This is a genomic window from Phenylobacterium sp., assembly GCF_013911965.1.
GTDB lineage: Bacteria > Pseudomonadota > Alphaproteobacteria > Caulobacterales > Caulobacteraceae > Phenylobacterium.
In genome coordinates this window covers 84,413-104,893 of sequence record NZ_JACESE010000007.1, presented here as the reverse complement: position 1 = coordinate 104,893, position 20,481 = coordinate 84,413, and the positions used below count along the sequence as shown (strand labels likewise).

25 protein-coding genes are annotated in these 20,481 nt (G+C 70.3%); 13 read left to right on the top strand and 12 right to left on the bottom strand.

The features are described from left to right. Positions 1–8: 8 nt before the first annotated feature. Genes H2041_RS09045 through H2041_RS09015 form a run of 7 tightly spaced genes read right to left on the bottom strand, consistent with a single transcriptional unit; the run spans position 9 to position 7,913 of the window. Entirely contained in the window at positions 9–2,147 is a 2,139-nt protein-coding gene (locus tag H2041_RS09045; RefSeq protein WP_293411817.1) for a bifunctional glycosyltransferase/UDP-glucuronate decarboxylase, read from the bottom strand. Next, on the bottom strand, positions 2,144–3,235 hold the full coding sequence (locus H2041_RS09040; RefSeq protein WP_293411816.1) for a glycosyltransferase: 1,092 nt from the start codon (positions 3,233–3,235) through the stop codon (positions 2,144–2,146). The genes H2041_RS09045 and H2041_RS09040 overlap by 4 nt, the downstream gene beginning before the upstream one ends. After that, positions 3,232–4,362, bottom strand: coding sequence for a glycosyltransferase (locus H2041_RS09035; protein ID WP_293411815.1), 1,131 nt, complete (start codon positions 4,360–4,362; stop codon positions 3,232–3,234). Before H2041_RS09035 ends, H2041_RS09040 begins: the two co-directional genes overlap by 4 nt. Further along, on the bottom strand, positions 4,359–5,477 hold the full coding sequence (locus H2041_RS09030) for a glycosyltransferase family 4 protein (RefSeq protein WP_293411814.1): 1,119 nt from the start codon (positions 5,475–5,477) through the stop codon (positions 4,359–4,361). Before H2041_RS09030 ends, H2041_RS09035 begins: the two co-directional genes overlap by 4 nt. Continuing rightward, positions 5,474–6,520: an SDR family NAD(P)-dependent oxidoreductase gene (locus H2041_RS09025; protein WP_293411812.1), complete on the bottom strand. Its 1,047-nt coding sequence runs from the start codon at positions 6,518–6,520 to the stop codon at positions 5,474–5,476. Before H2041_RS09025 ends, H2041_RS09030 begins: the two co-directional genes overlap by 4 nt. Beyond that, positions 6,517–7,629, bottom strand: coding sequence for an NAD(P)-dependent oxidoreductase (locus H2041_RS09020; RefSeq protein ID WP_293411810.1), 1,113 nt, complete (start codon positions 7,627–7,629; stop codon positions 6,517–6,519). The genes H2041_RS09025 and H2041_RS09020 overlap by 4 nt, the downstream gene beginning before the upstream one ends. Positions 7,630–7,643: 14 nt before the next feature. Further along, positions 7,644–7,913, bottom strand: coding sequence for a hypothetical protein (locus H2041_RS09015; protein ID WP_293411808.1), 270 nt, complete (start codon positions 7,911–7,913; stop codon positions 7,644–7,646). A 260-nt stretch (positions 7,914–8,173) separates the two neighbouring features. Between H2041_RS09015 and H2041_RS09010 the strand changes: the two genes are divergently transcribed. From H2041_RS09010 to H2041_RS08995, 4 genes are read left to right on the top strand one after another with little or no spacing between them, the layout of a single operon-like run. Then, complete coding sequence (locus H2041_RS09010; protein ID WP_293411806.1) at positions 8,174–9,277, top strand: inositol-3-phosphate synthase; 1,104 nt, start codon at positions 8,174–8,176, stop codon at positions 9,275–9,277. Between the two features lie 20 nt (positions 9,278–9,297). Then, a complete protein-coding gene (locus tag H2041_RS09005; protein WP_293411804.1) occupies positions 9,298–9,876 on the top strand; it encodes a histidine phosphatase family protein in 579 nt (192 codons plus the stop codon). Continuing rightward, entirely contained in the window at positions 9,869–10,621 is a 753-nt protein-coding gene (locus tag H2041_RS09000; protein WP_293411802.1) for a TIGR04290 family methyltransferase, read from the top strand. The genes H2041_RS09005 and H2041_RS09000 overlap by 8 nt, the downstream gene beginning before the upstream one ends. A gap of 23 nt (positions 10,622–10,644) precedes the next feature. After that, positions 10,645–11,586 carry a beta-xylosidase gene (locus tag H2041_RS08995; RefSeq protein WP_293411800.1) on the top strand — a complete coding sequence of 314 codons (942 nt, stop codon included), beginning with the start codon at positions 10,645–10,647 and terminating at the stop codon, positions 11,584–11,586. Between the two features lie 7 nt (positions 11,587–11,593). Here H2041_RS08995 and H2041_RS08990 read toward each other — a convergent pair whose 3' ends face one another. Continuing rightward, a complete protein-coding gene (locus tag H2041_RS08990; protein ID WP_293411798.1) occupies positions 11,594–11,833 on the bottom strand; it encodes a hypothetical protein in 240 nt (79 codons plus the stop codon). A gap of 98 nt (positions 11,834–11,931) precedes the next feature. Between H2041_RS08990 and H2041_RS08985 the strand changes: the two genes are divergently transcribed. The 3 genes from H2041_RS08985 to H2041_RS08975 are packed head-to-tail and all read left to right on the top strand — an operon-like array spanning position 11,932 to position 13,278. Further along, complete coding sequence (locus H2041_RS08985; protein WP_293411796.1) at positions 11,932–12,687, top strand: Crp/Fnr family transcriptional regulator; 756 nt, start codon at positions 11,932–11,934, stop codon at positions 12,685–12,687. A gap of 37 nt (positions 12,688–12,724) precedes the next feature. Continuing rightward, complete coding sequence (locus H2041_RS08980; protein ID WP_293411794.1) at positions 12,725–12,970, top strand: hypothetical protein; 246 nt, start codon at positions 12,725–12,727, stop codon at positions 12,968–12,970. Between the two features lie 38 nt (positions 12,971–13,008). Continuing rightward, the gene (locus tag H2041_RS08975; protein WP_293411792.1) at positions 13,009–13,278 is read left to right on the top strand and encodes a hypothetical protein; all 270 of its coding nucleotides are present in this window, start codon (positions 13,009–13,011) and stop codon (positions 13,276–13,278) included. 67 nt (positions 13,279–13,345) lie between these two features. On the opposite strand, the gene H2041_RS08970 is transcribed toward H2041_RS08975, so the two are convergent. After that, complete coding sequence (locus H2041_RS08970; protein ID WP_293411790.1) at positions 13,346–13,564, bottom strand: hypothetical protein; 219 nt, start codon at positions 13,562–13,564, stop codon at positions 13,346–13,348. Positions 13,565–13,738: 174 nt separating this feature from the next. Here H2041_RS08970 and H2041_RS08965 point away from each other — a divergent pair, with 174 nt between their 5' ends. Next, positions 13,739–14,176 (top strand): CBS domain-containing protein, encoded by a 438-nt coding sequence (locus H2041_RS08965; protein WP_293411788.1) that lies wholly within the window; start codon positions 13,739–13,741, stop codon positions 14,174–14,176. A gap of 14 nt (positions 14,177–14,190) precedes the next feature. Here H2041_RS08965 and H2041_RS08960 read toward each other — a convergent pair whose 3' ends face one another. Together H2041_RS08960 and H2041_RS08955 are read right to left on the bottom strand one after the other, a co-directional pair. After that, on the bottom strand, positions 14,191–14,853 hold the full coding sequence (locus H2041_RS08960) for an SOS response-associated peptidase (RefSeq protein WP_293411786.1): 663 nt from the start codon (positions 14,851–14,853) through the stop codon (positions 14,191–14,193). Between the two features lie 58 nt (positions 14,854–14,911). Next, on the bottom strand, positions 14,912–15,304 hold the full coding sequence (locus tag H2041_RS08955) for a cytochrome c (RefSeq protein WP_293411785.1): 393 nt from the start codon (positions 15,302–15,304) through the stop codon (positions 14,912–14,914). Positions 15,305–15,858: 554 nt separating this feature from the next. Here H2041_RS08955 and H2041_RS08950 point away from each other — a divergent pair. The 3 genes from H2041_RS08950 (at position 15,859) to H2041_RS08940 (ending at position 18,218) form a co-directional block, all read left to right on the top strand. Next, positions 15,859–17,151 carry a PAS domain-containing sensor histidine kinase gene (locus tag H2041_RS08950; RefSeq protein WP_293411996.1) on the top strand — a complete coding sequence of 431 codons (1,293 nt, stop codon included), beginning with the start codon at positions 15,859–15,861 and terminating at the stop codon, positions 17,149–17,151. Beyond that, complete coding sequence (gene fixJ / locus H2041_RS08945; RefSeq protein ID WP_293411784.1) at positions 17,144–17,749, top strand: response regulator FixJ; 606 nt, start codon at positions 17,144–17,146, stop codon at positions 17,747–17,749. The genes H2041_RS08950 and fixJ overlap by 8 nt, the downstream gene beginning before the upstream one ends. 91 nt (positions 17,750–17,840) lie before the next feature. Beyond that, positions 17,841–18,218, top strand: coding sequence for a response regulator (locus H2041_RS08940; protein WP_293411783.1), 378 nt, complete (start codon positions 17,841–17,843; stop codon positions 18,216–18,218). Between the two features lie 4 nt (positions 18,219–18,222). On the opposite strand, the gene H2041_RS08935 is transcribed toward H2041_RS08940, so the two are convergent. Next, positions 18,223–18,825 (bottom strand): NAD(P)H-dependent oxidoreductase, encoded by a 603-nt coding sequence (locus H2041_RS08935; RefSeq protein WP_293411782.1) that lies wholly within the window; start codon positions 18,823–18,825, stop codon positions 18,223–18,225. Positions 18,826–18,966: 141 nt separating this feature from the next. Between H2041_RS08935 and H2041_RS08930 the strand changes: the two genes are divergently transcribed. Next, positions 18,967–19,569, top strand: coding sequence for an NAD(P)H-dependent oxidoreductase (locus H2041_RS08930; protein ID WP_293411780.1), 603 nt, complete (start codon positions 18,967–18,969; stop codon positions 19,567–19,569). Positions 19,570–19,659: 90 nt separating this feature from the next. Continuing rightward, positions 19,660–20,304 (top strand): helix-turn-helix domain-containing protein, encoded by a 645-nt coding sequence (locus H2041_RS08925; protein WP_293411778.1) that lies wholly within the window; start codon positions 19,660–19,662, stop codon positions 20,302–20,304. The last annotated feature ends 177 nt before the right edge of the window (positions 20,305–20,481 follow it).

Below are 20,481 nucleotides of genomic sequence, written 5' to 3'. Positions count from 1 at the left end.
TTCTGCGGTCAGGCGCTGAGCGCGGCGGAGTCTTCGGCTTCCGCGGGCTTGGCCGGCAGGCTGTCGAACCAGGCGATGGTCGCCTTCAGGCCCTGCTCCAGGGGCGTGGTGGGCTTCCAGCCGAGCACATCGGCGGCCTTGGAGATGTCGGGGCGGCGGCGCCTGGGATCGTCCACCGGCAGCGGCCGGAAGACGACTTCGGATTCCGAGCCGGTGATGGCCAGGATCACCTCGACCAGTTCGCGCACGGTCAGCTCGGTGGGATTGCCCAGATTGACCGGACCCGGCTGCGGACCGTCGTGCTCCATCAGGGCGATCAGACCGCCCACCAGGTCGTCGACATAGCAGAAGGAGCGCGTCTGGCTGCCGTCGCCGAAGACGGTGATGTCCGCCTCGGCGAGCGCCTGGCTCACCAGGTTCGACACCACCCGGCCGTCGGCGGCCGAGAGACGCGGGCCATAGGTGTTGAAGATGCGGGCCACCCGCACCTCGCCGCGGCCGGCGCGGTCGAAATCGAAGCTCAGCGTCTCGGCGCAGCGCTTGCCCTCGTCGTAGCAGGCGCGGGGGCCGGTGGAGTTGACGTTGCCCCAGTAGGTCTCCGGCTGCGGGTGGACTTCCGGATCGCCGTAGATCTCGCTGGTGGAGGCCAGCAGGAAGCGGGCGCCGCAGGTCTCGGCCAGTTGCAGCAGGTGGCGCGTGCCGACCACGCTGGTCAGCAGGGTGTGCTCGGGATCGGCCTGATAGAGCGGCGGCGACGCCGCGCAGGCCAGATTGTAGATGCGGTCGAACCTCCGCCTCGCGAGGCGGCTCGGCAGCGGGTCGACGATGTCGGCCTTGACGAACTCGAAGTCAGGATGGGCGAGCGCCCGTTCCAGATTGTCGAGGCTGCCGGTCTGCAGGTTGTCGAGGCAGACGACCTGGGCGCCCTCCGACAGGAGACGGTCGCAGAGGTGCGAACCGAGGAAGCCGGCGCCGCCGGCGACAAGAACCCGTTGCTGCTTCTTCTTCATGGTGGTGAGCGTCTCACTGGTGCTGACGGGGGTGTGGGAAGCCGCGGCGGCGCTGGGTCGGCTCACGCGCCGCTCGATGGCGGCGAGGAGCTCGGTCTCCAGGGTCTCGGCGCGGTGGTGGGAGGTGTGGGCGTCGAGCACGCGTCGTCGGGCGCCTTCAGCCAGGCCGGCGCGGACGTCGTCGCCGGCCCGCAGGGCGGCCAGCGTGTCCTCGGCCGTTTCGGCGAGAACGATCTCCTCCTCCGGCCGGAACAGGGTGTCGAGCCCAGTCCAGACGTCGGAGATGATCGGACAGCCGCAGGCGCCGGCCTCGAACAGGCGCACGCTGGGCGCATAGCCGGCGGCGACCATGTCGGCGCGCGTCACGTTCAGGGTGAAGCGGCTGGCCGAATAGAAGTCGGGGTGATCGGCCGGGGCGACATGCTCCAGCCGCTCGACATTGGCCGGCCAGTCGATGTCGCGGGGATACTGCGGACCGGCGACGCAGAAGTTGAGCTCCGGCGCCGCCCGGGCCGCCTGCAGGAGCAGCCGGTCGAGCACGGGCTGGCGGTCGGGGCTGTAGGTGCCGAGGTAGGACAGATCCCATCGCCTCGCGGCGCCCGTCGGCTGGTAGATCTCGGCGTCGGCCGAGCAGTAGAGGGCCCGTGCGGCCGGCGAGCCGTAGTCCCGCTCCAGCCGCGTGAGCGTCGGGCCGCCCGTGAAGGAGAGATAGAGGTCGTACTGGGCGACCTGCTCGGGCGAGAGATACTCGACATCGCCGCGGAGGAGCTTACCGAGGGTGACGGGCGTGTCGATGTCGTAGAAGGCCACCGGCCCGCTCGCGGCCTCCATGGCCCAGCGGCCGACGGCCACGCCCTCGGGCGTGAAGGAACCGACGATCACCGCATCGGCCGAGGCCACCTCGCGGCGCCACCGCTCCAGACCCGCCAGGTCCTCGTAGAAGGCGAGCCAGCAGTAGTCCGGATTGGTCAGGTCGCGGTTCTCCGCGTACCAGGGGACGTTCCGCTCGAGGAACAGGATCTCGTGCCCGCGGGCGGCCAAGGCCTTGAGAAGGCTCCGATAGGTGGTGGCGTGGCCGTTGCCCCAGGACGAGGAGAGGCTGAGCCCCAGGACCACGATTTTCAGACGGCGGCTCATGCGGCGCTCCTTTCGGCGCGGACGGCGCGCAGTCTTCGCAGCAGGGCGTCGACCTCCACGGCGCGCTGCGCATAGGTGTGGCCGTCGAGGATGCGGGCGCGGGCCGCCTCGCCGATCTGCGCCGCCCGCTCCGCCGTCAGACCGGACAGGTGATCGGCCACGTCCTGCCCGTCGCGGGCGACCAGCACCTCGCGGCCCGGCTCGAGAAAGAGCTCGATCCCTTCCCAGGCGTCGGTGATCAGGCAGGCGCCGGCGCCGGCGGCCTCGAAGACCCGGGTGGCCGGCGAGAAGCCGACCTCGGCCATGCTGTCGCGGGCGACGTTCAGGACCGCGCGCGGCGTGCAGTTGAAGGCGTTGTGGTCGCCCGTCCCCACATGGCCGATGGCGCGTACGTTCGCCGGCAGGGATTTGTCGCCCCAGCCGTTGCCGCCCAGCAGGAACTTCTGCAGCGGCAGGCGGCGGGCGGGCTCCAGGAAGAACTGCTCGATGCGTGTTTCGCGGTCGGGCAGCCGGTTGGCCAGGAGGGCGAGGTCGCTCTCGAACCGGCGATCGGCCGGCGCCGGATGGTGCGTCGCCGGATCCAGCGCGTTGTAGATCGGGCGGCAGAGACGCGCGCCGAGGCTCTCATAGGCGTTCACGACCGGCGGCCCGCCGCCATAGGTGAGCACCGCATCGAGGTCCGGCAGGACCTGGCGCAGCGGGCGCTCCGGGTTCGCCTTGAGGTCCGCCAGGGTCGCGGGCGCGTCCACGTCCCAGAAGATGCGCACGGCATGGGGCGGGGCGATCTGGAAGACCTCCAGCAGTTCGTCGTCGAACACGCCGACGCCGCTCGCCTTCACCACCACATCGGCCTGCGCGGCCTCGGCCATGACCCGGGCGCAGGCCTCGGGCGCGGCGTCGTAGACCACCACCCTCGCCCACTCCGGCGGCTCCATGTCCCGATGGCTCTGACGCTCGAAGGCGTCGGGCTCGTAGAAGGTCACCTCCCAGCCATGCCGGGCCAGTTCCGACAACATGCCGCGGTAGTAGGTGGCCGCGCCGTTCCAGTAGGCCGACAGCAGGCTCGATCCGTAGAAGGCCAGTTTCACAGGGCGTGCTCCAGATCAGGTTGGGGGTTGGCGATGGGACCGCCGAGACGCTCCGCCACCGCCAGCAGCTCATCGACTCTGTGGGCGCAGGTGTGCCGCGCCCGGATGGCGGCGAGGCCCTTGGCGGCGAGCGCCCGGCGCAGGTCGACATCCTCGCGCAGGTCGCGCAGGCGGGCGGTCATCTCCGCGCCGTCCCGGGCCGTCAGGAAATCCTCGCCCGGGCGGAACAGGTCTTCGCTGTCCTCCCAGGGCGCGGAGACCAGCGGAATGCCGCAGGCCAGGGCCTCGAAGACGCGGATGGTGGGAATGCCGGGCAGCTTCGTCGAATAGAACCGACGCGGCACGTGCACGGTCGCCATGTGGCTCGCGAACACCTCCGGCGCGCGCGCATTGGCGATCCAGCCGCGGTGGCGGGCGCCGTAGCGCCGCAGCATGGTCAGCGCCTCGGGCGGATAGCGGACGCCGTGGATGTCGAGCGTGAGGCCCGCTTCGCGCGCCGGCGCGAGCAGGAAGTCCTCGATCTCGCGGGTGCGCTCGCCGTCGCCCCAGTTGCCGATCCAGACGAGGCCCTGGCGCTCGCGCTCGACCTCCGGCGGATGGAACAGCCGAATGTCCGCCGCCTCGTGCCAGACGAAGACGCGGTCGCCCCAGCCCCAGCGGCGGTAGACCTCGGCCAGGGTTTCGCCGAAGGCGAGCACGCCGTCATAGTCGGCGAGGTCGAAGGCCTTGATCCCCTCCGGCTCGCTGACCGCGCGGTGATGGGTGTCGTGGAAGAGCAGCGTGAACCGCGCGCCGCGACGGCGCAGGCGCCCCACGGCCGCAACGAGCGCCGGATCGTTCCACTCGTGCACGATGACGAGGTCGGCGTCCTGGCAGGCCGCGGCGACGTCGAAGCCCTGCGCGGCGTAGCGGCGGGTGTTCAACTCCGGATAGCTGTTGAGCCAGGGTTGCAGGCCCGCCCCGCCGTGATCGGCCAGAAGGTTGGAGAGGCTCCAGGCGTCCTCCGGCTCATAGGCGGCGACCTCATGCCCCCGGGCGATCAGTTCGCGCAGGACGCCGCGCAGGAAGTGGGCGTTGCCGTGGTTCCAGCAGGAGGCGAGCGAATGGGTGAAGTAGACGACCTTCATGCCGCCGCTCCCGCCAATCGCGGCGCCAGCGCCTGGGCGTAGGCGGCGAGCGTCCCCTGGGTCATGGCCTCGACCGTGCAGGCCGCCGCCCGCTCGGCGGCGAGCGCGCCAAGGCGACGGGCTTCGTCCGGATCGGCCAGCAGGGCGTCCATGACGGCGGCGGCCTCGGCGGTGTCGTCCGGACGAACGAAGATCGCAGCCCCGCGCCAGAGTTCACGGAAACTGGGAATGTCCGAAAGCACCAGCGCACAGCCGGCCTGGGCGGCCTCGAGCACGCCGAGGCCGAAGGGCTCGTATCGGGCCAGGGAGGCGAAGACCTGGGCGGCGTTCAGCGCCTCCGTCATCGCCTCGGCGTCGAGCGCGCCCAGCGTGCGGACGGAACCGACCGCCGCGGCGGCCCCGCCCGGCCCGGTCAGCGGACCAGCGGCGCGGACCTCGCCCCGCATGCGCGCGGCCGCCGCGTCCAGGGCGGCGAGGTTCTTCCCCTCGTCCCACAGCCGGCCGGAAGTGAGGACGTGGGCGCGCTTCTGGCCGCCGGCGAGGCGGCCCCCGCGGGAGCGACCGTTGCGGACCGAGGCGACGTCGACGCCATAGCCGGCCGACGTCGCCTCTGCGAAGGCGGCGCTGGGCGCGATCAGCCGGTCGCAGGCGCGGTAGCCCTCGGCCAGGACGCGGGTCCGCCAGCGGAAGTCGTCAGGCATCGCGCCGCCCTTCACGGCCGCCCACCAGGTGGCGAGGCAGGAGTGACAGGCGCCGACCACCGGCAGGTCGAAGGCGCCGGCGGAGGCGAAGGCCGGGCTGTTGAGGTGGACGAGATCGGCGCTGCTGGCCCGCGCCAGTTCGGCCAGGCGGCGACCGCCGGCGGCGATCGCCGTCGGCTCGTCCTCCATCCAGTCCAGCGTCAGTCCCGTCTCGACCAGCGAGAGGCCCGGAACGCCGGCGCACAGGGCGAGCTGGCCGGGCGACGGCGCAGGCCCGATGACGGCGAGCGTGGTGCGAACGCCCGCCTGCGCCAGGCCGGCGGCGAGGTCGGCGACATAGGTCCAGACGCCGCCGACCGCGTCGGCGATCATGAAGACGTGACGGGGCGCCGGGCGACTGGGCGGCGTGCTCATGCCGCCACCCCGGTGCGGGCGCGGGCGGCGCCCTCTTCCGACAGCCAGCGGGCGAGCTCGACCACGCCCTGGCGCCAGCCGAGCGGGTCCGGCAGGCCCAAGGTGCGACGAACGTCCCGGGTGTCGGCCACGAAGTAGCGCTGGTCGCCGGTCCGCCAGTCCTCGAAGACGAGGTCCACCCGGCGGCCGACCACCTCCTCGATATAGGCGAGGATCCGCCGCAGGCTCACCGTATTGGCCGGCCCGCCGCCGAGGTTGAAGGCGCGGCCCTTCACCGCCTCGATCTGCCGCCAGGCGGCCACATAGGCCTCGACGGCGTCGCCGACGTTGAGGATGTCGCGCACCTGCAGGCCGTCTCCGAAGATGGTGATCGGCTGGCCGGCCAGGGCGCGGATCAGGAAGTGGGCGACCCATCCCTGGTCCTCGGTCCCCATCTGGCGCGGACCATAGATGCAGCTCATGCGCAGCACGCAGGTCGGCAGGTCGAAGCTGCGCGCATAGTCCAGCACGTACTGGTCGGCGCCGCCCTTGGAGCAGCCATAGGGCGTGTGGAAGTCGAGGGGCCGGGACTCGCCCACCCCGGTCGCGCGCAGCGCCGGATCGGCCGGCAGATACCCGTCGTCGGTCAGTTCAAGCGGAATGTCGGAAAGATCGCCGTAGACCTTGTTCGTGCTGGCGAAAATCACCGGCGCCTTTTCTTGCCGAGCCGCCTCCAGCACGTTCAGTCCGCCGAGTAGGTTGACCTCGAAATCCTCGCGCGGGTCGACCAGGCTGGAGGTGACCGCCACCTGGGCGGCCATGTGGAAGACGCCGTCGACGCCCTGGGCGGCGCGGCGCACCGCGGCGGCGTCGCGCACGTCCTCGGTCATCCGCACGATCCGGTCGCCGTGCCGGCCTTCCAGCCATTCCAGGTTCTTCGCAACACCCGGACGGGCGAGCGTGTCGAGGATCACCACCTCACAGCCGTCGCGCGCGAGGCGGTCGGCCAGGTTGCTGCCGATGAAGCCGGCGCCGCCGGTGACGAGCACACGCGAGCCGGTCATGCCACCAGTCCCCGCGCCTCGAGCTCGCGCCGCGCCTCGGCGACCCGATCCTTCGACTCCTGCCGGGCCACCCATTCGGCCAGCTCCTCCAGGCCCTCGGCGAAGTCCTGCCGCGCCGCGTAGCCGAGCTGCTCGCGGGCCTTGGTCAGGTCGGGGACGTTGTGGCGGATGTCGCCCGCACGCGCCTTGCCGGTGATTTCGGGCTCGAGATCCGGCCGGCCCATGGCCGCGGCCTGGAGCCGGGCCACCTGCTCCACCGTGCGGTTCTCGCCCGAGCCGATGTTGAACACCTCGCCGTCGGCGGCGTCGTTCTCCAGCGCCAGCATGAAGGCCCGCGCCACGTCGGAGACGTGAACGAAGTCGCGCTGCTGCTGACCGTCCTCGAAAATCATCGGCGGCTGCCCGTTGGCGATCCGCGAGGCGAAGATGGCGAGCACGCCCGTATAGGGGTTCGAAAGCGCCTGGCCCGGACCGTAGATGTTCCACAGCCGAAGGGCGCTGCCCTTCATTCCGTACTGTGCGGTCAGGGTCAGCGTCAGGCGCTCCTGCACGTACTTGTTGATGGCGTAGACGCTGCGCAGGGCCGGCGTCTTGGATTCCGGCGTCGGCGCCGGCGACATGGGCCGGCCGTCCGCGTCCAGCGGGTCCCAGGAGCCATCCGGGTTGCGGCCCTTGCGGACGACGTCGGCGACCAGCTCTCCGTCGGCGGTGCGGTAGAGGCCTTCGCCGTAGATGCTCATGGACGAGGCCACCACGACGCGCTCCACCGGCCGGTCGATCAACTGCTGGAAGAGGACGGCGGTGCCGAGGTCGTTAACCGAGGTGTAGCGGTCGACCGCGTACATGCTCTGGCCGACGCCCACCTCGGCCGCGAGGTGGACCACCTGGTCGACCCCCTTCAGCGCCTGGCGTACGGCGACCTCGTCGCGAATATCCCCCACCTGCAGTTCGACCGCCCCGTCGAGTTCCGCAGGACGGACGCGATCGGGGTGCACCTGCTCGATGAGGCTGTCGAACACGCGAACGCTGCAGCCCTCGTCAAGCAAGGCGCGGGCGAGGTGGCGGCCGACGAAGCCGGCGCCGCCGGTGATCAGTACGGATTTTGTCATGCGGGCTCCGACCGTCAGCGGTCGATGAACTTGGAGAAGCGGCTCGTCTCGCCGCCGGCGGTCTCGTCCTGCTCAAGCAGGGCCAGCTTCCGATCCTCGAAGATGTCGAAGAACTCCTCCCAGGAGATCTCCTCCAGGGACTCGTCGCGCTCGCCGAAGTCGAACCGCAGGATTCCGCCGCCCTGTTCTCCTTGAGTGTCCTTCACCTTCGCCGGGCGACCACCTCGCTCCTCGGCCCAGGTCCGGATCTCATCATGGTTTGTGAGGGTCTTGGCTTCTGACATCTCACCACTCCCGGTTGCCACTTCGCAGCAGCAACATCTTCATCAACCGGTCAGTTCCTGCCCCCCATCAACAATTCTGAACGGAGCCATGAAGTTCCTTTGACTGATAAAGGGAAACCGCTCGCCGAAATGGTGAAGCTTATAACTTGGTTGTATCGGAGTTATTCACATTTGTTTCTAGCTTCGCTGGAACCGCGAGCTTTGTAGATGGCTTTAGGGCCTTGTCGGCCCTCCGTCGGGGGCCACGACGGGAGCTTGCTATGCCTCAGGGAAAAGTTCGGGTCGGGCTCGTCGGGGTGGGAAACTGCGCCTCTTCCTTCGTGCAGGGCGTCAGCCACTATGCCGGCGCCTCGACCAATGAGCCGCCGCCCGGCCTGATGTCCGTCGAGCTCGGCGGCTATCACGTCGGCGACGTGGAGATCGCCTCCGCCTTCGACATCCACGCCGGAAAGGTGGGGCGGGACGTCTCCGAAGCGATCTTCACCCGGCCCAACAACACCATGCGTTTCGCTGAGCCGGAGGCGACGGGCGTGCGTGTGGCGCGCGGGCCGACGCTGGATGGCCTTGGCAAGTACCTGGCCGGAGACATCGAGGAGTCGGATGCGCCGGCGGAGGACGTCGCCGAGGTGCTCCGCCGCACCGGAACGGATGTCCTCGTCTCCTACCTTCCCGTCGGGTCGCAGTGGGCCACGGAGTACTACGCCGAGCAGGCGCTGGCCGCCGGCTGCGCCTTCGTCAACTGCATCCCCGTCTTCATCGCCTCGGACCCGAAGTGGGCGCGTCGGTTCGCCGAGCGCGGCCTGCCCATCGTCGGCGACGACATCAAGAGCCAGGTCGGGGCCACGATCCTGCATCGCACCATCGCCAACCTGATGCGCGAGCGCGGCGTGCGGGTCGACCGCACCTATCAGCTCAACTTCGGGGGCAACACCGACTTCAAGAACATGCTCGAGCGCGAGCGGCTGGAGTCGAAGAAGATCTCCAAGACCCGCGCCGTGACCAGCCAGATGGACCAGTTGCTGGACACCGACCAGGTCCACATCGGCCCGAGCGACTTCGTTCCCTGGCTGGACGACCGCAAGTGGGCGCACATCCGGGTGGAGGCCACCACCTTCGGCGGCGCGCCCCTGAACATCGAGCTGAAGCTGGAGGTCTGGGACAGCCCCAACAGCGCCGGCGTGGTGGTCGACGCCGTCCGCTGCGCCAAGCTCGCCCTGGATCGCGGGGAGTCCGGGCCGCTGGTGGGCCCCTCCTCCTACTTCATGAAGTCGCCGCCCGAGCAGTTCACCGACCAGGAGGCGCGCGAGCGCACCCTGCGCTTCATCGCAGGTCTCGACGCCGTCCCGCCGCGCCTGGTCTCGTGAGGCCCCGCACGGTGAGACTGGTGCGCCACGCCGCTCACGGCGCGCTGGGCCACCGGCTCTGCGGACGCCAGCCCGGCGTGCGGCTGAGCGACCAGGGCCGGGCCGAGGCGCAGGCGCTGGCGCGGCGTCTGGCCGGCCTGGGCGTGACCCGCGTGCTGGCGAGCCCCATGGAGCGGGCCCGCGAGACCGCCGAGCCCATAGCCGAGGCCTGCGGCGCGGCGGTCGAGACCGAGCCGGCGCTGAACGAGATCGACTTCGGCGAGTGGACCGGCGCGGCCTTCGAAGCGCTTGACGCCGATCCGCGCTGGCGCGCCTGGAACGCCGACCGAGGCCGGACCCGCCCGCCCGGCGGCGAGGCCATGACGCAGGCGCAGGCCCGAATGGCCGCCTGGCTCGCCCGCTGCGCGACGGACGAGGACGAGGCCCCCCTCGCGGCGGTGAGCCACGCCGACGTCATCCGCGCCGCCGTCGCCCACGTCCTGGGCCTGCCCCTGCACTTCTACGACCGCTTCGACATCGCCCCGGCCTCCATCACGACGCTGGAGCTGACGGACGCGGGGCCCCGCCTTCTGAGACTGAACGAGGTTGTCCATGACTGACCTGTCCGCCGACCAGATCCGCGCCCGGGTGGCCGAACTGGGCCAGTGGTTCCACAACATGGACCTGAACGGCGTGCAGACGGCGCCGGATCACTTCCTGCACGACTATCCGCGCAACAAGTTCCGCGCCTTCGAGCACGCCATACCGGCCGACCTGGCCGGCAAGAGCGTGCTCGATATCGGCTGCAACGCCGGCTTCTACTCCCTGGAGATGAAGCGTCGCGGCGCCGACCGGGTCCTGGGGATCGACTTCGACGACCGCTATCTCGACCAGGCGCGGCTGGCGGCGGAGGTGGCCGACGTCGAGATCGAGTTCCGCAAGCTATCGGTCTACGACCTCGCCAGGCTGGGCGAGCGCTTCGATCTGGTGATCTTCATGGGCGTGCTCTACCACCTGCGCCACCCTCTGCTGGCGCTCGACCTCATCCACGAGCACGTGGCGGACGATCTGCTGGTCTTCCAGTCGATGCAGCGCGGCTCCGATCAGGTCGAGCCGGTGGCGGCCGACTACGACTTCTTCGAGACCGACCACTTCGACCGGCCCGGCTATCCGAAGATGCACTTCATCGAGCACCAGTACGCCGGCGACTGGACGAACTGGTGGGCGCCGAACGCGGCCTGCTCCGAGGCCATGCTGCGCAGCGCCGGCTTCCGGGTCGTCGATCACCCGGAGGCCGAGGTCTTCATCTGCCGCCGGACTGAGCGCCCCACCGAGGCCGGCGCTGTCTATCCCGCGCGTCCCTGAACAACGAACGGAGGGTCCCGAACATGATCGAAGCCGTGAAGATCTGGAACGAGCCCAACAACAAGTCCCACTGGGATCCGAGCCTCGACCCCGAATGGGACCAGTTCGCCCGGATGACCCGACTGGCCGGCCAGGCCGTCGCCGCGGAGAACAGCGGGCTCGCCCGCGTGCTGGGCGGCATGTCCCCGATCGATCCGAGCTTCCTGCAGCGTCTGGAGGGCAAGGGCGCGCTGGAGGAGATCGACGTCGTCGCGGTCCACGGCTTTCCGCTCGACTGGAACCTCTGGCAGATCGACGAGTGGCCGGCCAAGGTCGCCGAGATCCGCGCCGTCACCGACAAGCCGGTCTGGGTGACCGAGGTGGGCGTCTCCGCCTTCGGGTCCGAGGAGGTGCAGGCCTGGGGCGTGGAAAAGACCGCCCGGCTGCTGATCGGCCAGGCCCCGCGCATCCACTGGTACAGCCTCTACGACCTGCCCAAGGCGTGGGAGGCCACGACCCGGCACAGGGAGGCCGAGGGCTCGTCCTACTACCGCCACTTCCACATGGGGCTCCTGCGCGAGGACGGGTCGCCGAAGCCGGCCCTGGACGCCTTCGCCCCCTTCGCCGGCGAGCTTGGGCTCTGCCAGTGGTTCCACTTCGAGGATCACCGGCTGGACGAGGCGGTCGCCTGGCTGAAGCGCCTGGGCGTGCGCCATGTGCGCACCGGCCTGTCCTGGGCCGACAGCTACCGGCCCGACTATCTTCGCTGGTTCGACCGTCAGATGGAGGCGTTGGAGGACTTCGAAACCACCATCACCTTCTGCTTCACGCCCGAACACAGGGGCATCGAGCCGCACCACACAAGTCCGCCGCAAGTGGCGGAAGAATATGCCGAATTCTGCGCCGCAATGGTGCGGCGGTACGCCCCCGCCCGCGGCGGCGCGGCCGCTGGCCGGCCGATGGCCCTGCCGCAGGGGGTGGCGTGAACGGGGCTCAGCCCCGCCGCTCGCGCGCCTTCTCCTCCGAGGAGGCCTGACCCGCATGCTTCATCCCCGGCGCATGGCCATGATGGACGTCGCGCTCGCCGCCTCCGCCGGAGACCTGGCTGTGCGCCGCCAGGTGATCGGGATCCTCGGCGTCCTTCACCGTCGGGTCCGGCGGCGGCTTGGTGCGGTCTTCGTGACTGGCGCCGGGCCCGCCCCAGCGCAGGGTGTTGGGATGCTTCTCAGGCATGGTGGTTCCTCCGTTGCGTCCCTGGCCAACAGGCGCCCGATGCTGTGGGTTCCGACAGCCAGGCTTGGCGGGGCCGGGAGATGAGCCCCAGCGGTCGGATGCCCAGACCGCCGGCCGGCGCGCTTTCGCCGGCCATCGCAAAGCTTTCGCGCCTGTCGCCCCTCGAGGACGAAGCCGTGAGCCTGCTGAACCGGCTGGACCGCCTGAGCCGCCACCCGGGCGGCGCCGCCCTGGCCCGGGAAGGCGAGGCGCCGCCGCCCGGATTCCTGATCAGCGGCTGGGCCGCCCGTGTGCGCCGCCTGCCGGACGGACGCCGGCAGATCCTGGGCCTGCTGGTGCCGGGCGACGCGCTGGGCCTGTCGGCCCGGATCCGGCCCCTCGACCTGTGCGACGTGGTGGCGTTGACGCCGGCCGAACTGGTCGGGGCGGGAGCGATGATCGCAACGCTGAACGACGAGGCGAGACCCCTGCCCGGCCTCGCCGAAGCCGTGCACCTGAGCCTGGCCCTGGATGAACAGCGCCTGCTGGACCAGATCATGCGGCTGGGACGCCGCAACGCCGCCGAGCGGATCTGCGACCTGCTGCTGGAACTGCGCGACAGGCTGGCGTTCGCCGGCCAGGGAGACGAACGCCGCTTCCCCATGCCGCTCACCCAGGAAGCGGTCGCCGACGTCACGGCCCTGAGCATCGTCCACGTAAACCGCGTCCTCCAGCAGCTTCGCCGGGAAGGATTGCTGGAGCTGCGCAACGGCGAGGCGCAGCTCCGCAGGCCCGAACTGCTGGCCGAACGCGCCGGCCGGCCGCCGCCTCGCGGCGCTCCGGCGCCTCGACGGCCAGAACCTCGGACGCCCTGAGCCGTTGAACCCCCGCCGAGCCTGTGAGGAGCCGATCATGCCGACGCAGTGGGTCATTGAGGTCCGCCTGGGCGAGCGAGCCGACGCCCGCCCGCTGAGACGCGCCGTTGTCACGGCGGCGACGGAGTTGGACGCCCTGCGCCTCGTCCTCGCCCAGGCGGAAGACGAAGCCGCGCCGTCGCGGGACGAACTCGAAATGGACGGCCAGGAGGAGGTCTTCTCCCACGAGGAGGTCGCGCTTGGCCGAGTCGAACACCACAGCGGAGAGGATGACGGCCGCTAGGGCCGGCCCTCGACCGCGAAACAAGAAAGGTCCGTCACATGTCCGATCCCCTGGCCCCCAAGGGCCGAGATGCGAACGCCGCCGAACCGGCCTTCGACCCCGGCGCAGCCTCCGCCTCCGCCGACGCCGAGGCGGCGGGCGCGCCTCGCCAGGCGCCGGAGGGGCGGGCGTCCAACATTCCGCCGGACGGGAACCGCGACCCCAGCTCGCCCGCCCGGCCCGGGGTCAAGCTGCCGCCCGTCTTCTGGGTCGCCGCGGCCGGCGTCCTGCTGCTGGCGCTCATCCTGGCGGGCATGGCGAGCTTCTGAGCGTCCAGGCGGCGAAACGGCCCCGCCGGTCGGAGAACCCGCGGGGCCGCGTCGGGGCGGCGCGCGATCAGGGGTTGGTGCGGCCCCGCTGGTTGGGATCGACCCCGCCCGCCGGATTGGCGTCGTTGCCGACATCGCCTTCGACCGTGTGGTCGCCGGATATGATGTGGGGATCCTCCCCCGCCCGGGTCGTTCCCTTGGAGCGGCCGATCCCCGGATCACAATCCAGATCGTTGGCGGGAAGCGGGTTGGGCTCGCGCCCGGACTGCGGATGCTTGCTGGTCATTCGACCTCTCCTCTGGCGGTGGATGTCTCCCTTCCCAACCGACAGGCCGGCTCTGCCGTTGCCGCCTTTCGGGACGTCCGCGCGATTTCTTTGCGGCCCAGTTCGAACCCACGTCCGTGCGCCGGGTTGTCTGCACGGGGCTGAAAACACATGACGATTCAAGGAGGCGACGACATGAACGTCAGCCAATGCATGAGCACCGACGTGCGGGTCTGCGCGCCGGAGGATACGGTCCGCCAGGCCGCGCAGACCATGGCCGAGATCGACGCCGGCATACTTCCCGTGGGCGAGAACGACCGGCTGATCGGCATGGTCACCGACCGGGACATCGCCGTCCGCGGCGTCGGCGAAGGCCGAGGGCCCGAGACCGAGGTGCGCGAGGTGATGAGCCAGGATGTGCTCTACTGCTACGACGACGCCGACCTCGACGACGTGGCCCTCCAGATGAGCGACCTGCAGGTGCGCCGCTTGCCGGTGGTCAATCGCGACAAGCGGCTGGTCGGCATGATCTCCATCGGCGACATCAGCAAGGCGGGCGACGGCCACGCTCAGCGCGCCTCGGCCGCCCTTTCGGGCATCGCCCAGCCCAGCGAACGGCACAGCCAGCACTGAGGGCTGCGCCGCCCTCAGTCGGCCGCGACGTGCAACGTCCCGGCCGGCGAGGGCGAAAGGAGGGCCTTGCCCGGTCCGTCCAACCGCAGCCAGTCGACAGCCTGCCGGCCGGTCAGGATCACCGGCTGTCTCGGATGGTGGGGGGCCATGTCGGCGCCGGCGGCGCAGGTCGCCAGGGCGAAGCTCTCCAGCGCCCCCTCGTGTCCCGCCGGCCGGGCGCGGTCCCAAAGCCCGGCGAAGAAGAAGATCTCCTCGCCGGCGGCCGTGACCCGCCACCGTGTCTTGGGGCCCTTCGGCCTGGCCGGGTCCAGCGGCGACCACTCGAAGAAGTGGGTGGCCGGCACGAGGCAGCGGCGTCGGCGGTACGGTTCGCGGAAGGTGGCGGTCGTATCGATGGATTCGCTGCGGGCGTTGGTGGTCAGGGCCTTCCAGTCCTTGACGCCGCCCTTGTGGAAGAACGGCACGAGCCACCACCGCATTTCCGAGAAGACGACGCCTTCGCCCGCCGCCGCCGGCGCCAGGGGGCGCAGAACCGGCGCCGGATCGGTCGGACGGATCAGGTCCCGAGGCGGCAGGTTCGGCACGGAGCCCTCAGCCCAGGTCATGGGCAGGTCGAGTTGCCGGAACACGTCGATCAGACGGCTGATCGGCGCATTGAAGCCATAGGCGTTGCACATGCCACGGGCTTAGGCGACGGCGGAGCGACAGCCTAGGGGTGGTCTACGCCGCTTCGCCTCAGCTGCGGGGGCCGGGACGCTCGCCCTCGGTCAGCCGCACAACGGCCGCGCCCGGCCCGTCGAGCTGCGCGACCGGCTCGAGCGACTCGACGAAGGCCACGAGATCCTCGATCTCCGCCGAGGTGATGTAGATCGGCGGCATTTCTCCATGCCCCTCGCGCGCGATGCGTTCGAGCGTCCGCTCCAGAGCGACCTCGTTGTGGCGAAGGCGGATTACGGCGAACGACGGCGCGGCGGTGTTGGGGCTCCGCGCCGGCGCGGCGAAGGCGTGGCATCCGGCGCAGGCGCGTGCGGCGAACTGCTGGCCGCGCTCCGCCGCCGGCGACAGGGGCGCGGGCGCAAGATCTCCGCCGCCGGCGCAGGCGGCCAGGCTCAAGCCGCAGATCAGCATCGCAAGGCTTCTTCGCACCACGTCAGTCCCTCCGCTCCGCCGCTGTGCGGGGCCTGGCCGAAGCCTAAGGCGCCCAGGCCGCCGCACCGACTCCGTAGCCCTACTTAGGCGTCGTTCCGGAATATGCCCCCAGAGCGATTGTGGGAATTCTGCGCCGCAGATCCATCTCTCATGGGGGAATTCTGATGACCGCTCACGACCTCATGCTCGGCCTGATCGTCGCCACGTTCGCCACCTTCGCCGTCGTTCTGCTCGGCGTGAGCCTCTGGGCCGGCGGCTCCAAGAACTGAGGCTCTGCGCCGCCGGTCGCGCCAGACTAGGCTTGCCAATCCGTGGAGTGGCTTCTACCGCATCTATCGATGCAGTGGTTGAGTAGGCTCGCTCAGAACGATCGTGCGCCGGTCTGGCAGGGCTATGCCTGGGCGGCTGCGGCCGTCGCCCTCTGCATCCTCGCCTACATCGCCGCCCTCCCCGTCATCGGCGCCCGGACCCTGTTCGTGGTCCTGCTGCCGGCCGCGGTCGTCGGGGGCCTGGCGGGGGGCTTCGGTCCGGCGATGATGGCGACGCTCGCAGGGCTGGCCGCCGTGGGAGCCCTCAACGGCGCAGCCCTTGTGGCCGATCGCGCCAACCTGCTGGAGGCCGCCCTTTTCCTGTTCGCCGGCCTCGGCATCGCGGCCGCCGGACATTTCCACCAGAAGCGCGCCGAGGACGGCGCCCGGGCCGTCGTCCATCTGGCCGAGAGCGAGGCGCGGCTGCGCTCCATCCTGGAGACCGTCCCCGACGCCATGATCGTCATCGACGAGCGCGGAATCATGCGCTCGTTCAGCGTCGCGGCCGAACGGCTCTTCGGCTGGACGGCGTCCGAGGCGGTCGGACGCAACGTCTCCATCCTGATGCCGAGCCCCTATCGCGAGCAGCACGACGCCTATCTGGAGCGCTACTACCAGACCGGCGAGCGCCGCATCATCGGCATCGGACGCGTGGTGGTCGGCGAGCGGAAGGACGGCTCCACCTTTCCCATGGAACTGGCCGTGGGGGAGATGGAGACCATGGGGCACCGCTTCTTCACCGGCTTCGTGCGCGACCTGACCGAGCGGCAGACGGCCGAGCGGCGGGTTCAGGACCTGCAGTCGGAGCTGGTGCACGTCTCGCGTCTCACCGCGCTTGGCGAAATGGCCTCCGCCCTGGCGCACGAGCTGAACCAGCCGCTCTCGGCGATCGCCAACTACATGAAGGGATCGGAGCGCCTGCTGGAGGCGCCCGAGCCCGATCGCGCCAAGATCAAGGGCGCCCTGTCCAACGCCGCCGAGCAGGCCCTGCGCGCGGGCCAGATCATCCGCCGCCTGCGCGACTTCGTGGCCAAGGGCGAGGCTGACCGGCGCATCGAGAACCTGCCGCAGCTGCTCGAGGAGGCCGGCGCCCTGGCCATGATCGGGGCCAAGGAGCGCGGCGTCCGCCTGCGCTTCAACCTCGACCACAAGCTGGACCTGGTGCTGGCCGACAAGGTGCAGGTCCAGCAGGTGGTCCTGAACCTGATGCGCAACGCCATCGACGCCATGGAGGACGCGCCCCGCCGGGAGCTTGTCGTCTCCACGGCGCCCGCCGAGGGCGACATGGTCGAGGTCGCGGTGGCCGACACGGGCCCCGGCATCGACCCCGGCATGGCTCAGCAGCTCTTCCAGCCTTTCGTCACCACCAAGGCTCACGGTATGGGGGTGGGTCTGTCGATCTCGAGAACGATCGTCGAGGCGCATGGCGGCCGGATCTGGGCCGAGCCGAATGAAGGCGGCGGCACGGTGTTCCGGTTCACCCTGCGCGCGGTTCGAAGGGAGGAGCTGGATGGCTGAACCTGTGGTGCACGTGATCGACGACGACGAGGCCATGCGCCAGTCGCTCGCCTTCCTCCTCGACACCGCCGGCCTCGCCGCCCGCACCTATGAATCGGCGCCGCAGTTTCTGGAGGTCCTCTCGCAGGTCGAAGCCGGCGTTGTGGTCACCGACATCCGCATGCCCGAGATGACGGGGCTGGAGCTCGTCCGGCGCCTCCGGTCCGTCGGCGCGCCGCACCCCGTGATCGTCATCACCGGCCACGGCGACGTGCCGCTGGCGGTGGAGGCGATGAAAGCCGGCGTGGTCGATTTCCTGGAGAAGCCGTTCGAAGAGGACGCCCTGCTGGCGGCCATCCAGAGCGCCCTTGCGAACTCGCCGCAGGCGACGGAGGAGGATCCGGAGCGCGAACGCATCCGCTCGGTGCTGGACGGCCTCTCCCCCCGGGAGACCGAAGTGCTCGAAGGCGTCGTCGAGGGCAAGCTCAACAAGGTCATCGCCCATGAGCTGGGGATCAGCCCCCGGACGGTGGAGGTCTACCGCGCCAATGTCATGTCCAAGACCGGCGCCCGCGGACTGTCGGAACTGATCCGGATGGTGCTTCTCGCCCGCGGTTGAGCCTGCGGCGAGAATTTGCGTTGCATCAAGGATGCCGCCGCGCCGGCCGCTAGCTTCTGCAGCTGTCGACACTGCGCTCAGAAACCGTTGAATGCCCCCCACCCCCGACTACGCCGGCAGGATCGTCCTGGTGGACGATGACGCGGCCCTGCGCCAGGCCCTGAAGTTCTCTCTGGAAATCGAGGGATTCCAGGTGGAAACCTGCGAAACCGGCGAGGAACTGGTCGCCCACAGGCTGCCCGAGGGCGAGGCGTGCCTCGTGCTGGACTACAAGCTGGGCGGGATGAGCGGTCTGGACGCGCTGGAAACCCTGCGCGCCCGCGGCGTGGACCTGCCGGCCATCCTCATCACAAGCAACCCGAAGCCGGGCACGCGGGCTCGCGCCCAGCGCATGGGGGCCGCCATCGTCGAGAAGCCGCTGCTCGGCGACCTGCTGATCGCCAAGATCCGCGCCGCCCTGACCCACTGACGGCTCAGCGGCCGGCCTCGCCCAGGGCCTTCATCCGCGACAGCCACCTGAGCCGGTGGCCGAGATCGCCGCCCTCGACATTGCCGATGATGCTTTCCCGGATGGGGGCCATGCCGGAAATCCAGAGGATGCCGCGGCTCACCGCCTTCAGGCCGTGGGCGAAGAAGACGAAGCGGAAGAAGGCCGCGGGCATGCCCATGGTGACCACCACCCGCGCCGAGCGGCCGGAAAGCAGGCCCTTCACCCCCCGCGCGTCTCCCGGCGCGGCCAGAGCGAAACCGTAGCGGAACACCTGCTCCAGCCAGGCCTTCAGAAGCGCCGGCGGTCCGCCGAGCCAGAGCGGATAGATGATCACCAGATGATCGGCGTCCACGATCACCTTCTGCACGTCGGCGATCGCCGGGTCAGGCGGCGCCATGAAGGCGTCCCGGCTGCGCACCAGCGGCGCGTCGGAGCTGGCGACGTCGATGCGGCGGATGTCGTGCCCCGCCTTGGCCGCCCCCTCCACATAGGCCTGGGCGAGAGCGGCGCAGAAGCGCTCCGGCCGCGGATCCGGATGGCCGTTGATCAGCACGATCCTTTTGCGGACTTGCGGCGCGGCGGTCATGGGCGTCTCCTTGGCGGGCCAGTGGGGCCGCGCTGGGACGAAGGCGCCTTGACCTCCGTCAAGCCGGGGCCGCGACAGCCATGACCGGGGTCAATGCAGGCGCGCCCAGGCCTGACTTTGATCCTCCCAGGAGAGCCCGCCATGAAGCACGCCGTGATCGTCGCCCATCCGAACCGGAACAGCCTGACCTGCGCCGCCGCGGAGGCCTATGCGGCCTGCGCCACGGCCCTCGGGCACCAGACGCAGGTGCGCGATCTCTACCGGCTGAACTTCGACCCCTGCCTGAAGGCGGGCGAGATCCCGGGCCCGGAGGGCTACGAACCCGCTCCGGACGCGGCGGCCGAGCGCCAGAAGCTGCAGGACATCGACGTCTTCGCCTTCGTCTATCCCCTCTGGTTCAACGCCCCGCCGGCGATCCTCAAGGGCTATGTGGACCGCATCTTCAGCGCCGGCTTCGGCTTCGAGCCCGGCTCGGCCGGCGCACGCCCCCTGTTGAGCGGGCGGCGCATGATCAGCTTCACCTTCTCGGGCGCGCCGGACGCCTGGGTGAAGGAGACGGGGGCCCTGGACGCGCTCGCGACGCTCTTCGACCGGCACGTGGCCCAGATGTGCGGGCTTCGGCTCATCGACCACGTGCACGTGGGCGGGATCGTTCCGGGCATCACCCAGGAGGCCTTCGAGGAGGTGATGGACACGGTGCGCCGCTCGGTGCGCGGCCGCTTCGGCGACGCTGCGGCGCACTGACACATCCGTAGGGTTACTTAGGGATACGACCCGAATACCGAGGGCCGGGCGGCTGGGAGAGTATGCCTCATCGGCTCAAGGAACCCCGCCATGACCCTCGCCTACGCCACCGACACTCACCACGCCACGCCCGCGATCGCCGACGTGATGTCGCGCCTGGGTCTGCGAATGACCTTCGCCAAGGACGAGGAGATCTTCTGCCAGGACGAGGACGCCGACCTCATCTACATCGTGGTGTCCGGCGCGGTCCGCACCACCCGCCTGCTGAGCGACGGCCGTCGCCAGGTGGGCAGCTTCTACTACCCCGGCGACCTCGTGGGCCTGGAGACGGGCGACACCCACCGGTTTTCCGCCGAGGCGCTTTCCGAGAGCACGCTGCTGGTGATCAAGCGCTCGGCGCTGAAGGCCTTCGCCGGCGACGAGGAAATCGACCGCGCGATCTGGGAAGCCACCCGCCGCGAGCTGGAGCGGGCTCAGGAACATCTGCTGGTGCTGGGCCGCAAGACGGCCTGCGAAAAGGTCGCCAGCTTCCTCATGGATCTGGCCGAGCGCGAGGGCGCCGACGAAGTCGCCCTGCCGATGGGCCGCCAGGACATGGCCGACTATCTCGGCCTCACGATCGAAACCGTCTCGCGGATGCTGACCCAACTCCAGGGCGCCTCCGTGGTCGAGTTCGAAGGATGCCGCCGCTTCCGTGTGAAGCGGTGGGATGCGCTGGAACGTCTCGCCGAATAACCCCCCGGCGCCAGCGCCTGCCGGCGCGGCTATCCCCCTGCCCAGGACCCCGCCCTCACGGATCCGGGCGTGGCCGCGCCGGCGACCTACTTCTCCTACCCGTGTCACTTGCCGCCCGGCGCTCCCCCGCGCCGGGCGTTTTCTTCGCGCGGATCCGGCTCAGGCGCCGCGCGCGGC

Coding starts and splice junctions, on each gene's coding strand:
- H2041_RS09045 (WP_293411817.1), bottom strand. CDS start 2,147: ATGAGCCGCCGTCTGAAAATCGTGGTCCTGGGGCTCAGCCTCTCCTCG.
- H2041_RS09035 (WP_293411815.1), bottom strand. CDS start 4,362: ATGAAGGTCGTCTACTTCACCCATTCGCTCGCCTCCTGCTGGAACCAC.
- H2041_RS09030 (WP_293411814.1), bottom strand. CDS start 5,477: ATGAGCACGCCGCCCAGTCGCCCGGCGCCCCGTCACGTCTTCATGATC.
- H2041_RS09025 (WP_293411812.1), bottom strand. CDS start 6,520: ATGACCGGCTCGCGTGTGCTCGTCACCGGCGGCGCCGGCTTCATCGGC.
- H2041_RS09020 (WP_293411810.1), bottom strand. CDS start 7,629: ATGACAAAATCCGTACTGATCACCGGCGGCGCCGGCTTCGTCGGCCGC.
- H2041_RS09015 (WP_293411808.1), bottom strand. CDS start 7,913: ATGTCAGAAGCCAAGACCCTCACAAACCATGATGAGATCCGGACCTGG.
- H2041_RS09010 (WP_293411806.1), top strand. CDS start 8,174: ATGCCTCAGGGAAAAGTTCGGGTCGGGCTCGTCGGGGTGGGAAACTGC.
- H2041_RS09000 (WP_293411802.1), top strand. CDS start 9,869: ATGACTGACCTGTCCGCCGACCAGATCCGCGCCCGGGTGGCCGAACTG.
- H2041_RS08995 (WP_293411800.1), top strand. CDS start 10,645: ATGATCGAAGCCGTGAAGATCTGGAACGAGCCCAACAACAAGTCCCAC.
- H2041_RS08990 (WP_293411798.1), bottom strand. CDS start 11,833: ATGCCTGAGAAGCATCCCAACACCCTGCGCTGGGGCGGGCCCGGCGCC.
- H2041_RS08985 (WP_293411796.1), top strand. CDS start 11,932: ATGCCCAGACCGCCGGCCGGCGCGCTTTCGCCGGCCATCGCAAAGCTT.
- H2041_RS08980 (WP_293411794.1), top strand. CDS start 12,725: ATGCCGACGCAGTGGGTCATTGAGGTCCGCCTGGGCGAGCGAGCCGAC.
- H2041_RS08975 (WP_293411792.1), top strand. CDS start 13,009: ATGTCCGATCCCCTGGCCCCCAAGGGCCGAGATGCGAACGCCGCCGAA.
- H2041_RS08970 (WP_293411790.1), bottom strand. CDS start 13,564: ATGACCAGCAAGCATCCGCAGTCCGGGCGCGAGCCCAACCCGCTTCCC.
- H2041_RS08965 (WP_293411788.1), top strand. CDS start 13,739: ATGAACGTCAGCCAATGCATGAGCACCGACGTGCGGGTCTGCGCGCCG.
- H2041_RS08960 (WP_293411786.1), bottom strand. CDS start 14,853: ATGTGCAACGCCTATGGCTTCAATGCGCCGATCAGCCGTCTGATCGAC.
- H2041_RS08955 (WP_293411785.1), bottom strand. CDS start 15,304: ATGCTGATCTGCGGCTTGAGCCTGGCCGCCTGCGCCGGCGGCGGAGAT.
- H2041_RS08950 (WP_293411996.1), top strand. CDS start 15,859: ATGATGGCGACGCTCGCAGGGCTGGCCGCCGTGGGAGCCCTCAACGGC.
- fixJ (WP_293411784.1), top strand. CDS start 17,144: ATGGCTGAACCTGTGGTGCACGTGATCGACGACGACGAGGCCATGCGC.
- H2041_RS08940 (WP_293411783.1), top strand. CDS start 17,841: ATGCCCCCCACCCCCGACTACGCCGGCAGGATCGTCCTGGTGGACGAT.
- H2041_RS08935 (WP_293411782.1), bottom strand. CDS start 18,825: ATGACCGCCGCGCCGCAAGTCCGCAAAAGGATCGTGCTGATCAACGGC.
- H2041_RS08930 (WP_293411780.1), top strand. CDS start 18,967: ATGAAGCACGCCGTGATCGTCGCCCATCCGAACCGGAACAGCCTGACC.
- H2041_RS08925 (WP_293411778.1), top strand. CDS start 19,660: ATGACCCTCGCCTACGCCACCGACACTCACCACGCCACGCCCGCGATC.